The following is a 13,634-nucleotide window of genomic DNA, read 5'->3' on the forward strand; positions in this document are numbered from 1 at the left end:
AAAATTTGCTTGATTGTGGCATCCTTTTTTCTTGGGGGTGGTGATTGTGTAACATGGCCAGAGAGCGAAGTCCCGAGCGGGACAAGGCAAAACAGATGTGGCTGGAGAGCGACGGAACGATGAAGCTAAAAGACATCGCCGTCGCTCTTTCTGTTGGCGAGACTCAGGTCCGAAAATGGAAGTCACAGGACAAATGGGCAGACGATCTGAATAGTAACGTTACCAATGAATCCAAAAGTAACGTTACCAAACGAGGAGCGCCTAAAGGGAACAAAAATGCTGTCGGCAATCGTGGTGGTGCTCCCCCTGGAAATCAGAACGCTAAGGGAAATAGTGGTGGTCCGGGCGGTCCCTATCGCAACAAGAAGGCCCTCAAGACAGGGATGTATGAAACTATTTTTCTCGATGCCTTGGAGGAAGACGAACAGGAACTGTTTGATCAGATTGATACTTCCCCTTTGGCCCAGCTTAATGAGCAACTTATTATGCTGTCCATCCAAGAACGGCGACACATGCGCCGGGTCAAGCAGCTTGAAGCTGGCTTGACCGACGAGGAAAAGAAGATCAAACAGGAGTTACACCAGCGCAAGGACAAGGTTCCGTACACTAGTCCAAAGACAGGGAAGCAGATTGATCTTCCCGTTGTAACCGAAGGGATGAAGGTCACGGAAATTACGACCGTCACTACTTCCAAGCTGGATAAGATTTTGAAACAGGAAGAAGCGCTGGTTAAAACCCGTGACAAGAAGCTTCGGGTTATTAACCTTATTGCCAGCTTGCAGCAAGAGGAAGAAAAGCTGGAGATTGCTCGTGAACGGCTGGAACTGGAGAAATTCAAGACGCGTGGATATGGTGGTTCAGGAGGCGATGAAGGCGGCGAAAACGATGATGATGACGATGGGGATGACGACGAATGGTAATTACTCTTGCTAAGGAGCATCGAAAACGAGCCAAGCGGCGGTTAAAGCAGCGCCCTGAAAAGCTGGCTGAACTGAAAGAAGTTCTGGCTGACTTCGAGCAATTCTGCTGGCGCATGCTCAAAATTAAAACCAAGGACGGCCGCATTATGCCGCTCACGCTCAATGATGCCCAACGGGAATTTGTCCGTGAAGTTTTCGAGCAGATTAGGGCGGGCAAAGCGGTTCGGATCATCATCCTCAAGGCGCGGCAGATGGGATTCTCCACTGTCACAGAAGCCGTTATTTATTACCTCACGTCTTTGCAAGAGGCTAAGAATGCTTTTATCGTCGCTCAGGACTCGCACGCATCCGGTAACTTGTATGATATGTTCCGTTTGTACTATGAAAAAGTGCCGGAAATTATCAAGCCCATGAGTAAACGGAACAATACCAAAAGGTTCACGTTTGAAAATCCATCGGTGAAACCCTATGAACACCGCCTGAATCCGGGCCTTAAATCCAAGATAACCGTGCAGTCAGCAGAGAGCCGGGTTCTTGCTCGTTCGGAGACGATTCATTATCTGCATGCTTCGGAGCTGGCTTTCTGGCCAGCGAGTAAAAAGAAGAAGCATATGTTATCCGTATTCGCGGCTTTATCCAAAGAGCCGGGGACATTGGGCGTCGTGGAATCTACCGCCAACGGCATGGACGATTTTAAGCAGATGTGGGATGCAGCATGTGAAGGTGAAAACGACTTTACACCCATGTTCTTCGCTTGGTTCCAAATGCCAGACTATCGTAAGCCGGTACCGCCGGACTTTGAGCCTACTCCCGAAGAATTGGAGCTAAAAGCTAAGTACAATTTGGACGACGAACAGCTCCAATGGCGGCGGTTTACGATCCGAAACGATTGTAACGGAGATCCGCGCGTGTTCCGGCAGGAATACCCAGGCGAGCCGTTAGAAGCTTTCCTTTTGTCTGGCGAAGGCATATTCGACAATGAGTACATTCAGAGTTTGCTTGAAGTTTTGGGCAAACCGGGAGCGCGATACGAGGTTGACCAAGTAAAAGGGAAAGTGATCCGTGCAGACTCAGGCGAGCTGCGCGTTTTTGTCGCGCCCGAAGAAGGCAAGCGGTACATCATTGGTGCTGATACAGCTAAGGGCAAGACGGGCGGTGACTATGACGCTGCGTATATTCTGGAAGAACGTACAGGGGAAATGTGCGCCATGCTACGCGGCAAGTGGGATACCGACCTTTACGGTAAGAAGCTGGACACGTTGGGCCGTTATTACAACATGGCCTTGCTCGGCGTGGAGAACAATAACACAGGTGAATCAGTGTTAAATACGTTGTTTAATACGTGTCATTATCCGCTTCTTTACTTTGCCAAAAAGGGCGATATGGGGTGGAACACGAACAAGGTAACCCGGCCTGTGATGGTCAGCGACTTCAAGGAAGCTATACGGGATCAACTTTACCCGATCTACTGTCGGGAGTTGTACAAGGAGTGTCTTACTTTTATCGATAACAACGGCAAAGCCGAAGCCGATAGCGGCTGTAACGATGACTGTATAATGGCCTATGCCATCGCATTGCAACTACGGCAGGTAGCTGGTAGATGGTTCGACTGGTACGCAAAGAAACAACAAAAACGGGCTGAATCCCGTGATGATTACAACGAGGAAGTGGGGTGGATATAGATGAGTGAGGGAAATGCACAGTGGTTTCAGATCAGTAAAGCAGACGACCGTCATATTCCGTCCAGCGCTCAATTGCCGGATTTATTTGACGATCTGTACGATCTTCACGGTCTGTTACCCTTCGCACTCGGCAATGACCCTGCTTCCTGCAAGCTGCTGGTCAAAAACTCCAACATCATACCGCAATGCATAGAGGCATACAAACGCAATATCGCTGGTTATGGTATTGCCCTGGAGTATTTGCCGGGGGAAAACGATAAAACCGCTCTGGATGATTGGAACAAGGCGGAGAAGTTTCTCGAAACTTGCAATCTGGAGGATACCCCGGACGAAATCATAAGCCAATTGATCGAAGACTTGGAAAGTACAGGGATGGCTAATGTTGAAGTGGCTTGGCCTGTAGGTTCGGAGTTCCCGACAATTTTCCGGATGAACCCGAAATATGTCCGTTGTACGAAGGAAAGTACGAAGGCGACTATCAAGCGCAAGCGGCGTATCAGCTCCACAAAGCAAGTAGAAGAGTTTTCACAGGAGCTTTACACCCGGCGATATGCGATGAAACGTAATACTTCCGTCGTATGGTTTCGCTTATTTGGTACGGAGGCAGAGGAGGGTAGGGAGGAAAATCAGATTATCCCGCTTCGTATCGGTCATGACGGCCCCTATGGAGAGCCGCGCTGGTTTGGTAATGCGCCTGGCGTGGTCGGCAGCCGTGAAGCTGAGGAACTGAACGTTTCCTACTTCTCCAATGGTCGTATGCTTTCCATGCTCCTAACCGTTACCAACGGTAAGCTGACAAAGCAGTCAATGGAGTTGCTTAAAAATGTGAAAGGTTCCGACTCACAGGGGGGTATTCTCTATTTGGAGGCAAAAGGGGAAGAGACAGGCGGCCCGATGGACGAAAAGGTTGAAAAGGTGCAGATCAAGTTGGACAAGCTCAATGACCTGTTGCAACAAGACGCGCTCTTTCTCGAATATGGCAAGGAAAAGAAGACTGATATCTTGTCTGCCTTCCGATTACCGCCGATCTTGGTCGGTCAGAGTTCAGATTATAACCGGGCGACCGCCGATGCAGCTCTACGCTTTGCAGAAGAACAAGTTTTTGAGCCATACCGTAAGTGGATCATGGCAGAGATATTTAATAAGCGCCTGTTCCCGGCTATGGACATTTTCCGAGTGCGTGCCGTGTTGAGAGGGCCGAAGATTATAGACCCGGCTGATCGCAAAGCTATGCTGGACTTTATCGCTGACCGGGGCATTATGCTGGTGCGGGATCTGATTCCGATCGCTGAAGATGTGCTTGGAACTACCATCGATGAAACGAAGTACAGCGAGGAATATCTGGATACACCGATTGCACAACTTGCATCCAGTCAGCCCGCATTGCTTGAGTCGGAGCCTGACACGGACACAGACGACATGCAAAATCGTATCGCTACAATTGCCAAACGCTTGTTAAAACAGGCTGACAAGGAGGCCGCTTTGCATGTGTGAGTCCTGTTGGACGCTGATTGCCAAAGCTGACGACGATGAATTTTTAGACAGTCTTGAGCTGAGCTACGTTGAGCGCAAGGTACTTGAGGAATTGTACAAGCAAGGTGAGGATCGTATAACCGAGATCCTTGAGCTACAGGGACAGGCGCTTAATGATGCCATATCAGAATTGAGCGAAGATGCCCTTGGCGATATCGGGGAGCTGAGTAAGGTGCTTATTGCCTTGCACACTACGGATGTGTTTGCGGAGCTATTCGAGCAAGCCATACAGGAGGCTTTTGAACCACTGTTTCATTTGGCCGGTGAAACGGAACTGATGGCACTGGACAAGGAAAAGGTATGGAGCACAGGGAACAAGGCTGCTGGCCGTTTTTCCAAAAAGCTCAAGAAGCTGGTACCAGACATGAACAAAGCTTCTACGGATGTGTTGCTGCGTAGCTTCGGGAAAGCCATTGAGGAAGGAGCTACACCTTCGGAGCGGGCTTTGCTTGTGCAGGAGGTTAGTGCTCAAGCGGCCAGCGGGGAAGATGGCCCATTCAGCATGCAACGGGCGCAACGTGTGTCCAGAACCATGAGCACAGCAGCCGCCAACGGTGGCAAGCTGGAGGGCTGGAAACAGTCAGAGATCGCCAAGGGAAAAAAATGGCGGTCTGCTGCCGGCACACGTACCCGCAAAAGCCATCGCAAGGCCAATGGTCAGGTGGTACCGCTGGATGAGCCTTTTAAAGTCGGTGATAGCAAGCTGATGTATCCCGGCGATCCGAACGGTGAAGCGAAGGAGATCGTCAACTGTCGTTGTACAATGAAGGCTGTTATAGACCAAGAATTTCTTATTTCAAGAAAAAAGGAAGAATCCAAGATATAGATAAAAGGATATATAAATAGAACTGGAGGTAATTACCTGATTTTAATCGGCTTTTTTCTCACAATATAAATTTGTAAAGCAGATTTTCACTAAAGGAGGAAAAAGAATGAGTGAACATAGCGAGCATAAAGAAGGTTTTATTCCAAGGTATGTACTAAAGCAAATGGCAGAAAGAGGTAATGAAGAAGCAGAAAAAACTCTGATTCAGATGATCAAAATTGAGGAAAAGGTTGAAAAAGAAAAAAAAAAAACACAAGTGACTAATTTGCTACACTCCGGAAATGTGGCTGAACGACTGATATATGATAGTGAAAATACTGATGAATTCAAACGAAAACTCATTCGTAAAGAAGGAGATCCTCCAGTTCATGATGAGGTAGTAAATATAACCTATGATTTTTGTGGTAAGACTCTTGAATATTTTAAAAGTAAGCTAAAAAGGAATTCAATAGATAATCTTGGTATGGATGTTATAGCTAATGTTCATTATTTTGACGGAGAGTTAAATAACGCTTTTTACTTTCCCGAACTTAGGCAATTGGCATTCGGCGATGGTGATGGTGTTTTATTCAAGAATTTTGCCAGAAGTATTGATGTTGTTGCTCATGAATTGGGACATGCCGTAACACATCATGTTAATCAACTTAAATACGAGAGACAGTCAGGAGCATTAAACGAGCATTTCTCTGATGTAATTGGTACTGCTGTTCAGCAGTTTGTAAAGGGCCAGACCGCAGATACAGCAGATTGGCTTATTGGCGATGAAATTGTTGGTCCAAACTTCCCTGGGAAGGCCCTACGATCTATGAAGGCACCAGGAACAGCTTATAATGGAGATAAACAAGTAGCACACTTCAATGATTTTGATCCCAATCTGCCTTTAGCTGATGATGACGGAGGAGTACACTATTATAGTGGTATCCCTAATAAGGCTTTTTACCTCACAGCAATGAAGATTGGGACTGACAAGGCGGCCTTCTTATGGTATACAGCGTGGCATAACCGAAGAATCATTCATCGACATGCAACTTTTAAAGAGGCATTAAAAGCTATTTTAGAATCTGCTGAGACATTAGTAAATCGTGGTGAATTGCCTCGAGAAACGGTATCTTTTGTAAAAAATGCTTTCGAAGAAGTTGGTGTTTCTACGCTCGTACCGGTATAAGAAAATGATTTTTTATTTTGTACGGCACGGTAAAGCAAAGGGGAATGAAGCTAAAGATCCTTTAACAGAAGAAGGTATTCAACAAGCCAAACAACTTGCCTCCTTTTTAAACACAAAAATTGTTGATCAAGAAATTCAGCTAATAACTAGTCCTTTTTGCAGGGCGTTTCAAACTGCAGAGGAAATAGGTAGAACATTGAATTTAGATATAAAAAAAGAAGTACTATTAGTTGAGCGAAATCTCGGTGATACTAGTGATTTATCAGATGAGGAACGTTTGAGAAAAATCAAGGAGCAGTTTGAGCATCCGGAAATGTCATTCCCTGGGGGAGAGTCAAATCTTGATGTAACTTTGCGGGTCAAAAAATTCCTCGATCAACCATATTTAAATAATGGGTCTGTAAAAATCATTGTTTCGCACAGATTGACACTTTCTTTACTGCTACAAGAATTTGGTCATAAATCTGCTTACGAAACATTCCTAACAATGACAAACCCAGATGTATACTACATTAAAATAATGCCGGATGGAAGTATTCAAATTGAGCATATTTGGGGAGTGCAAACTTGATCACTTCTTTTACTTGAACAAAAAAGAGATCGTTCCATTTTGGAACGGTCTTTTGTTTGTTCAAAATAAATTTTTTGAGAGGGGGTGAACAAATAAAATGGCGAGAGAACTAAAAAATGCAAACATTACCCACATTAGCTATGTAGACAAGGGGGCCAATCAAAAGCGGTTCTTTTTCACCAAGAGTGCGAAAAAGCCGGATTTCGAGAAGCAAGTTCGATTGATCACCAAGGCCGATGATCCCAAGAAACTGGTTTATGGCGTTGTGTATGAACCTGATGTGGAGGACACACACGGCGATATTATGACGGCTGAGGAAATCGAAAAGGCTGTTCATGGCTTTATGTCCAATCTGGCAATTGCGAAAGGCGCTGTCATGGACACCCAACATGACTTTGATCCAGGCGTTGGCGATGTTGTGGAGTGCTATGTGGCCCCCGTAGATTTTGAAATGGGAGAGGAAACGATCAAGAAGGGCTCATGGGTGTTGGTGACCAAGGCCAATGATGACATTTGGAATAAGATTCAGGACGGGGAGGTGACTGGTTACTCTATGGCCGGTACCGCTGAAACAATCAAAAAGCATCAGGAGCCTGCGACCAAGCCGAACGACGAGGCAACGGGCTTTTTTAATGCCATGAAGTCTTTTTTCACAGGTGAGAAGATTGCAAAGGGGGCTGTAGCAGACTCATTTAATCGACGGAAGAAGGATCGACAATTTTGGGCAGCGCAGGATGCCTTGAACTCAGTTCTTTTTCGTTGGGATCACTGGGGCGATGGAATGGAAACGGACCCGGATATCATCCGAGAGGCTTTACAAGATTTTGTTGAGATTGCCCAAGACGTGTTGATTCAGGAGGATATCGTTAAAGCCATCGGCAACCCGCCGGAGCAGATCGCCAAGGCTGGCAAAAAGATTTCAAGCGGCAACCTGAAGCATTTAGACAGTGCTATTGCTGCACTTACTGAACTTAAAAATAATACGGCTCCTGCTGAAGAAGCGGAGCCCAAGGAGGACGACGATTTGAACGCAGAAGATATTGCAAAAGCTGTGCAAGCTGCCATGGCTCCAATCGCCAAGCAGGTGGAAGCACTGAACGCAGATATTGCCGAGTTGAAGAAACAAGAAGGGGATGGCAGTGATACGCCTGCTGGTACTGAACCACCTGCTGATTCGAAGCCTGACGCATTGACTGACGCTATTACCAAAGCGCTGGCACCTATCACGGAGCAAGTGCAGGCGCTGGCGAATGACGTACAGATCGTAAAGAACAGCCGTGGTGGTTCCGCCCAAGGTGGTACTAGAGAAGATGATATTCAGAAGTCAGCGGGCGTAAGCTTCGGCGGCCTGCTGTAATCGAAGGGAGAAAAGCAAATATGAGAACAAACGGACAAATTATTAAGTCTACCATCACGACTACGCTGGACCAAACAGCCCTGAACTATGAGCAGGTGGACAAGTTTACCGAAATGGCTTATGAATCTACGGAGTTTCTAAAGGGGATTCGAACGGTTAACAAGATCAGTTCTAAAGGTACACTTGACAAAATCGGTGTGACTGGCCGTAACCTGCGCAGTAAAGTGGAAAATAAGGAGGCTACCAATACGGCTGCACCTACTTTTCCTCAAGTGCCATACGCTGTAGCTCCTGTGGTCTTGCCGTTTGAAATCACGGAGGAATTTATCCGTCAGACTGAACGTGTACGTGGTCAGAATGCCGAGGAAATCATCATGGCTGCCATGACCAGAAATTACGGTGAAAACATGCAGGATATCGGGTTCAACGGGGATACTGCTACGCCGAATACGGACCCTGATTATGCTTTCCTCAGCATCAATGACGGATGGCTCAAGTTGGCGAAAACCAAGGGCAACTTCATTGACTGGACTACGCTTCCTGATGTGAAGAAAAAAGGCGTCTTCTTCGAGATCGAGCGTGCAATCCCTACTCGCTTGCGTACAGGTGGCGTGTTCAAATATTTCATGCACCCAAACACATTTAGTGAGCGTATTCAGGCACTGGCTGAGAAAGACACCAGCGCATCTATTCAGTTGCAAATTACTGGCGGTGTGAAGAAGATTAATGCTTACGATGTGGTCGAAGTCGCACATATGCCAGAGGGTGCCGTGTTGTTCACTTATCACGATAACTTTGCGTTGGTTAACACCTATGACATGCAGATTCGTAAAACTACCGAGGGCAGAGAGGCCATCTATGCAGACAAGCGTTTCTACGCTATCCATTCGGATTATGACTCTATCTTTGAGGAACCGGGGGCAGTTGCATACGTCGAAGGGGTGGAATTTTAATGGCCTATATCACATATCGAGGAGAAAACACCTCTTTGATGCTTTATGGTATCCGCTTTGTACCAAAGGTGCCGGTACTGGTTGATAATGAATCTGTCATTAAAAATTTTCGTGAACGCTCGGATTTTGATATCAAGGAAGAAAAGGTTATTCCGCTGGAAGACCTTACGTTGATCCAGCTTAAAGATAAGGCTAAGGCTGCTGGGATTAAGGGATTTAGCAACATGAATACACAGGATCTGATCACTGCGCTACGCGGTGGAGGTAAACCTACCGACAATACGCCACCTGCAGGTGATCCGGCGAAACCTGAAGGGGCTGACGGTAAAAATGCTGACGCCAACAATACTCCAACAGCGTAGTCGAGTAACCCCTATCCAAGAGGCACCGGCAGAGCTACTACAACAATACATTGACGACGCGCAAGTGCGTATTGAACTTTATCTGCCCATTCCCTTCCCCGATCCGGTAGACAAGCAGATTATGCTTGCCTGGGTCAAGTTGGCTGAGGGACTAGCCCTACAAGACAGTGAGGAATATCTTGCATCTGTGGCGCGTAATTACGCGTCCGAGAGTGATGGAGCTTGGACGTACACCCGGCAGGCTGTAGAAGGCAAGACAACGGGTAATCCCGATGTGGACGCTATCCTGTTTCTGTGGGTGAAAAAGCAACAGGCGGGACCGGATGATGGAAACATCACGGCTTATTTGTTATGAACCATCGTTTTCACACGCCACTGTCTGTGTATCGGACAGAGAGCAAAAGGGATGATGACGACCTGTTCGATGATCGGAAATCCGGTAAAGTTGCTGATCTGAAATGTTTCGTCGTCAATACACAGACGGAAGCTAAGGCAGACGCTAAACCGGTTATGTACATCGTCAAGAAGACGATAGGAGTGCCGAAGAAAGCCGACATCCGGTTAAGCGACGAAGTGGTGCTGTTGGGCCGCCGATACCTGGTCATTGACTCCATTCCGCGCCGTTATTGGCGTGAACTGCTTGTAACATGTGAGGTGAAGGGAAATAACCGTGCATGATTTTGATGGACTGGCCCGACGTTTTAGGCGCATTGCAGATGAGGGGATGGAACGCATTTTACGTAACATCGCAGAGGCAGCCGGGGAAACGCTGCTCAATCTGATTATCGATGAAATCGACCGACAGGATCTGATCGACACCGGGGCCATGTGGCAGTCCTTTTCCCGTGGCGACGATAACAACGTGTGGGAGTGGGATGTAGACCGCAACGCGATCACGTTGGAGCTTGGCTCCAATCTTCCCTATGCCCAACTTGTGAATGATGGTTACACGATTGAAAAGACTCACTTTGTTCCAGGCTATTGGAACGGCGGAGGCTCTTTCGTGTATGATCCATCTGCCAAAACCGGGTTTATGGCAAAGCCCCGCAGTTTCATCGGTCGCCACTACTTTGATATTGCTGTCGAGCATTTGGAAGGCGGGATGAACCAACTCATTATGCGCCGCCTGGAAGTCGAACTCGAAAGGATGTTGCGCTGATGATAGATGTGGGAGTAAAAGCCTGGGCTGAGATCGTACGGCGGGTGTATCCTGATCTGTCTATCCTGCGAGATCGGTCTAAATGGCTGGCTGGTGACTTTAAATTGCCAGCCGTGTTCATCGAGACGGACATTGTTTCGGACAAGGTTCACACGCCGGGGGCTGACAGGATAATTGAGGATGTGGGGCTGGTATTCCACTATGACAAGGAACGAGTTACTGAAGAGGACGAGGGGGAGCCTATACCGCTTGATCTTGACCCGTTGTTCCTCTACTTGCGGCAGCAACGGTTTAACGTAGCATCCAAGCGTTTTGGGGTTGTGCTGGTCATCGAACCGCCACGAACTAGGAAAAAGGCCGATCAAGTAGAGGTTACCTTTAGGTACTCGTATTTGCTCAGTGTACCGAAGTCACTGGTCAATGACGATGGCAGCCCAATTCAGAAGATTAACAATTTTTATATCAGTCACAACGGGGAGGAATTTGACGCATGACTGAGGATTTAAACAAACGGAATAAGCAGGAATGGATTGAGAGCGCAGCGGTCTTGAAGGCAGAGCCTTACGAGATTGCGGGCGCTCTTTTTGATTGCGCTGCTGACGTCTTACTTTCGCGGGCAGAAGTGGAGCAAAGACTGGTTGCGTATTTGCATCCGGTCAAGGAAGCCCCTGCTTCTGCGCCTGTTAAACCAGAAGTACCACAAGTGAAAAAAGCAAAGGAGGAAACGCTAAATGACAATTCAGAGGGTTAGAGCGAGCGCTTATATAGAACTGCTAGTAAAGGCACGTTCTCGCATCGTGTCCACTACAGGCCGTGTGTTGATTCCTTATCAAGCAGAATGGGGCGCACCTAACCAAGCCATAGATATGGCCGATGATTCTGAGCGCTTGAAGGAGTCCGGCAAGCTTGTTGATGTACTGGAGCTTGCTGCCGAAAGCGGCGCGACTGTTATCGGCTATCGGGTTAGCAACGGGGAAGAGAAGGCTGCATCAGTGACCGTTGCTGACAGCTATACCATTGAGGCACGTTATCCAGGGACGCGAGGCAATGATTTCGAATACATGGTGCGTCCGGCTCTTATCGACGAAACCAAAAAGGAGATCGTCATCCGCGACACCAAGGGCGTGTATGACACTGAAACGTATCTAGTGGCTGACAAGGCGGCTGCTGTGGAAGCTCTTAAAAAGTCCGCTATGGTCCGTTTTAAGGATACTGGCGTAACTGTTCTTGCAGACGTGGCTTACACCAAACTGGATGGTGGTACAACTGGCACGGCTACATTGGCAGCTACCGACTGGAATCGTATCTTTAACCGGGTATACGGCCTGACGTTTGATACTATTTACCTTTCCACTACTGATCCGGCTGTACAAGCTGCCGCCAAACAATGGCTGCTAGATCGTCGCGATAAGGGTCATAAGCTGGCGACGTTGGTTGTTGCTGGCCCGGCAGCTACGGACGGCGACATTGAGGCACACAACGCACGTAGCCGTGCAATGAATGCCCGTTATATCATTAACTGCTCGTTGGCTGGTGAACACACCAACGGTAAGACCTACACATCCGTCGAATGGGCGGCATGGGTGGCTGGATTGGTTGCGGGTACGCCTGCCAATAAGTCATTTACAGGGGTCAAAGTTCCGATGACGCAGGCAAAAGTGGACTGGAGTCATAGCGAAGTGTTGAAAGGACTTGCAGAAGGTACGCTTATGGCCACGCGAGATGGGTACGACTACGTTATCGAGCAGGCCATCAACACACTGACCACGCTCGGGCCAAATGAGCGTGAGGATTTCGGGAAAATTCGCGTTTCCGCTACGATTGACCAGGTGATGAATGATATCTATGATGCGGGCAAGAAGTGGAAAGCCAAGCTGGATAATGACAAGGAAGGCCGGAGCATGTTTATTGCTGCTGTGTTGGAATATCTCAAAATTCGTGCTCAGCAGAAGGCCATTGCAGACAAATTCAGTTTCTCAGAAAATCCAGATAAGACAAGCGAGAACGATTATGCCTATTTCAAGCTCGGCGCCAAACCGCTTGATGCTATCGAAATTTTCTATACTGACTGGGAGGTGGAAAAATAGATGGAACGCGAACTTATTGGACGTAATTTGTCCTTACAAGACGATAATGGTGAGGATGTTCAGACAGTCAAGGAAGTGGAAGTGCTGCTGAAACCAGAAAACTTGGACATTGTTCGAGCAAGGCGCATGGCTAAAACGAAGCAACTCACAGGGTACGAAATTTCAGTTAAAATTGTCATGTCAAAACTGGAGTCGCGATTGCGGTACCGACTGCTGGACGACTTTAAAGCAGGTCGTACAATGTTCCTTCCTCGTATTACAGGCTCCTTGGAAGACCGTATCACGGGCAACACGGAACGTGTCCTAATCACGGGCATTCATATTCATGAGGAAATAGATATTCTCGTCGCGAAAATTGACGACAACAATGGTATTGATATTACCTTGTCTGGTACAGCTACGGATTTTGATTTCGTGGACAAGTTTCCGGATTACATGGCTTAAGTGGAGCCTAGAACTCCTTTTTTAGATGGTTAATAAGCTCTAAAAGATAGTCTTGAAAATTTTTGAATACTCATATTAGTTTTACAATTTTTGATTTCACCCAAGAAGTAGTTCATAAAATATTCAAAAGTCCAACGATTTTTTTCAAAAGATATTTATATTTGGTTATATATTCTATATAATGGGTTTGTATTCCAAATATGAAAGGATGATGTTAGATGAAAAAGAAACTATTTGTTGGACTCTTAACTGTTGCTGCATGCTTCTCTTTGGGAGCAACTTCTTTCGCTGATAGTGCTGTAACAACGAGTCCCAAAACTACCCCATCTACAGCATCTCATGTGATTACTCCAAGTGCTTATAGAAGTGATATTGATATTAGAGTTGGTCAACAAATAACTCTATCTGGTAAACATTTTTGGATTAGTGGGGATCAGGGGGATAATAATCCAATTTATTTAAGCTCGGGAGGTATAGTAGTTGGATTGAAAAAAGGAGACGCTTTGGTAGTAGCTGAACTTGAAAATGGAGAGCTGATTGAATACTATATTCATGTAAAAAATATCTAAGAGATT

Annotated in this window: 17 protein-coding genes; all 17 read left to right on the forward strand. The window is 46.9% G+C overall.

Translation table 11 applies throughout. From position 1 onward, the window contains the following. Positions 1–53: 53 nt before the first annotated feature. A complete protein-coding gene (gene terS / locus ACM1ND_RS02455) occupies positions 54–920 on the forward strand; it encodes a phage terminase small subunit (protein WP_418027012.1) in 867 nt (288 codons plus the stop codon). Then, positions 914–2,602 carry a DNA packaging protein gene (locus tag ACM1ND_RS02460; protein WP_418027013.1) on the forward strand — a complete coding sequence of 563 codons (1,689 nt, stop codon included), beginning with the start codon at positions 914–916 and terminating at the stop codon, positions 2,600–2,602. Before terS ends, ACM1ND_RS02460 begins: the two co-directional genes overlap by 7 nt. Further along, the gene (locus ACM1ND_RS02465; protein WP_418027014.1) at positions 2,603–4,096 is read left to right on the forward strand and encodes a phage portal protein; all 1,494 of its coding nucleotides are present in this window, start codon (positions 2,603–2,605) and stop codon (positions 4,094–4,096) included. Beyond that, entirely contained in the window at positions 4,089–4,961 is an 873-nt protein-coding gene (locus tag ACM1ND_RS02470) for a phage minor head protein (RefSeq protein ID WP_418027015.1), read from the forward strand. The genes ACM1ND_RS02465 and ACM1ND_RS02470 overlap by 8 nt, the downstream gene beginning before the upstream one ends. A gap of 106 nt (positions 4,962–5,067) precedes the next feature. Next, positions 5,068–6,126, forward strand: coding sequence for a M4 family metallopeptidase (locus tag ACM1ND_RS02475; protein WP_418027016.1), 1,059 nt, complete (start codon positions 5,068–5,070; stop codon positions 6,124–6,126). A 4-nt stretch (positions 6,127–6,130) separates the two neighbouring features. Then, a complete protein-coding gene (locus tag ACM1ND_RS02480) occupies positions 6,131–6,697 on the forward strand; it encodes a histidine phosphatase family protein (RefSeq protein ID WP_418027017.1) in 567 nt (188 codons plus the stop codon). 97 nt (positions 6,698–6,794) lie between these two features. Next, positions 6,795–8,054 (forward strand): XkdF-like putative serine protease domain-containing protein, encoded by a 1,260-nt coding sequence (locus ACM1ND_RS02485; RefSeq protein ID WP_418027018.1) that lies wholly within the window; start codon positions 6,795–6,797, stop codon positions 8,052–8,054. Between the two features lie 20 nt (positions 8,055–8,074). Then, a complete protein-coding gene (locus tag ACM1ND_RS02490) occupies positions 8,075–9,007 on the forward strand; it encodes a major capsid protein (protein ID WP_418027019.1) in 933 nt (310 codons plus the stop codon). After that, positions 9,007–9,369 (forward strand): Rho termination factor N-terminal domain-containing protein, encoded by a 363-nt coding sequence (locus ACM1ND_RS02495; RefSeq protein ID WP_254350068.1) that lies wholly within the window; start codon positions 9,007–9,009, stop codon positions 9,367–9,369. Before ACM1ND_RS02490 ends, ACM1ND_RS02495 begins: the two co-directional genes overlap by 1 nt. After that, complete coding sequence (locus ACM1ND_RS02500) at positions 9,338–9,724, forward strand: DUF3199 family protein (RefSeq protein WP_254350790.1); 387 nt, start codon at positions 9,338–9,340, stop codon at positions 9,722–9,724. The genes ACM1ND_RS02495 and ACM1ND_RS02500 overlap by 32 nt, the downstream gene beginning before the upstream one ends. Continuing rightward, on the forward strand, positions 9,721–10,047 hold the full coding sequence (locus tag ACM1ND_RS02505) for a hypothetical protein (RefSeq protein ID WP_418027020.1): 327 nt from the start codon (positions 9,721–9,723) through the stop codon (positions 10,045–10,047). The genes ACM1ND_RS02500 and ACM1ND_RS02505 overlap by 4 nt, the downstream gene beginning before the upstream one ends. Then, on the forward strand, positions 10,040–10,528 hold the full coding sequence (locus ACM1ND_RS02510; RefSeq protein ID WP_418027021.1) for an HK97 gp10 family phage protein: 489 nt from the start codon (positions 10,040–10,042) through the stop codon (positions 10,526–10,528). The genes ACM1ND_RS02505 and ACM1ND_RS02510 overlap by 8 nt, the downstream gene beginning before the upstream one ends. Beyond that, positions 10,528–11,022: a hypothetical protein gene (locus ACM1ND_RS02515; protein WP_418027022.1), complete on the forward strand. Its 495-nt coding sequence runs from the start codon at positions 10,528–10,530 to the stop codon at positions 11,020–11,022. Before ACM1ND_RS02510 ends, ACM1ND_RS02515 begins: the two co-directional genes overlap by 1 nt. Then, on the forward strand, positions 11,019–11,279 hold the full coding sequence (locus ACM1ND_RS02520; protein ID WP_418027023.1) for a hypothetical protein: 261 nt from the start codon (positions 11,019–11,021) through the stop codon (positions 11,277–11,279). The genes ACM1ND_RS02515 and ACM1ND_RS02520 overlap by 4 nt, the downstream gene beginning before the upstream one ends. Continuing rightward, on the forward strand, positions 11,260–12,615 hold the full coding sequence (locus tag ACM1ND_RS02525; RefSeq protein ID WP_418027024.1) for a phage tail sheath subtilisin-like domain-containing protein: 1,356 nt from the start codon (positions 11,260–11,262) through the stop codon (positions 12,613–12,615). Before ACM1ND_RS02520 ends, ACM1ND_RS02525 begins: the two co-directional genes overlap by 20 nt. Next, positions 12,616–13,059 (forward strand): phage tail tube protein, encoded by a 444-nt coding sequence (locus ACM1ND_RS02530; RefSeq protein ID WP_029517829.1) that lies wholly within the window; start codon positions 12,616–12,618, stop codon positions 13,057–13,059. It abuts the gene before it with no gap. 218 nt (positions 13,060–13,277) lie between these two features. After that, the gene (locus ACM1ND_RS02535) at positions 13,278–13,628 is read left to right on the forward strand and encodes a hypothetical protein (RefSeq protein WP_418027025.1); all 351 of its coding nucleotides are present in this window, start codon (positions 13,278–13,280) and stop codon (positions 13,626–13,628) included. Positions 13,629–13,634 lie beyond the last annotated feature (6 nt).

The sequence above is a fragment of the Paenibacillus sp. JJ1722 genome (assembly GCF_048282685.1).
Lineage (GTDB): Bacteria > Bacillota > Bacilli > Paenibacillales > Paenibacillaceae > Paenibacillus > Paenibacillus polymyxa_B.

Bases quoted from the DNA above. Each gene is read 5' to 3' on its own strand.
- terS (WP_418027012.1), top strand. From the start codon at position 54: ATGGCCAGAGAGCGAAGTCCCGAGCGGGACAAGGCAAAACAGATGTGG.
- ACM1ND_RS02460 (WP_418027013.1), top strand. From the start codon at position 914: ATGGTAATTACTCTTGCTAAGGAGCATCGAAAACGAGCCAAGCGGCGG.
- ACM1ND_RS02465 (WP_418027014.1), top strand. From the start codon at position 2,603: ATGAGTGAGGGAAATGCACAGTGGTTTCAGATCAGTAAAGCAGACGAC.
- ACM1ND_RS02470 (WP_418027015.1), top strand. From the start codon at position 4,089: ATGTGTGAGTCCTGTTGGACGCTGATTGCCAAAGCTGACGACGATGAA.
- ACM1ND_RS02475 (WP_418027016.1), top strand. From the start codon at position 5,068: ATGAGTGAACATAGCGAGCATAAAGAAGGTTTTATTCCAAGGTATGTA.
- ACM1ND_RS02480 (WP_418027017.1), top strand. From the start codon at position 6,131: ATGATTTTTTATTTTGTACGGCACGGTAAAGCAAAGGGGAATGAAGCT.
- ACM1ND_RS02485 (WP_418027018.1), top strand. From the start codon at position 6,795: ATGGCGAGAGAACTAAAAAATGCAAACATTACCCACATTAGCTATGTA.
- ACM1ND_RS02490 (WP_418027019.1), top strand. From the start codon at position 8,075: ATGAGAACAAACGGACAAATTATTAAGTCTACCATCACGACTACGCTG.
- ACM1ND_RS02495 (WP_254350068.1), top strand. From the start codon at position 9,007: ATGGCCTATATCACATATCGAGGAGAAAACACCTCTTTGATGCTTTAT.
- ACM1ND_RS02500 (WP_254350790.1), top strand. From the start codon at position 9,338: ATGCTGACGCCAACAATACTCCAACAGCGTAGTCGAGTAACCCCTATC.
- ACM1ND_RS02505 (WP_418027020.1), top strand. From the start codon at position 9,721: ATGAACCATCGTTTTCACACGCCACTGTCTGTGTATCGGACAGAGAGC.
- ACM1ND_RS02515 (WP_418027022.1), top strand. From the start codon at position 10,528: ATGATAGATGTGGGAGTAAAAGCCTGGGCTGAGATCGTACGGCGGGTG.
- ACM1ND_RS02520 (WP_418027023.1), top strand. From the start codon at position 11,019: ATGACTGAGGATTTAAACAAACGGAATAAGCAGGAATGGATTGAGAGC.
- ACM1ND_RS02525 (WP_418027024.1), top strand. From the start codon at position 11,260: ATGACAATTCAGAGGGTTAGAGCGAGCGCTTATATAGAACTGCTAGTA.
- ACM1ND_RS02530 (WP_029517829.1), top strand. From the start codon at position 12,616: ATGGAACGCGAACTTATTGGACGTAATTTGTCCTTACAAGACGATAAT.
- ACM1ND_RS02535 (WP_418027025.1), top strand. From the start codon at position 13,278: ATGAAAAAGAAACTATTTGTTGGACTCTTAACTGTTGCTGCATGCTTC.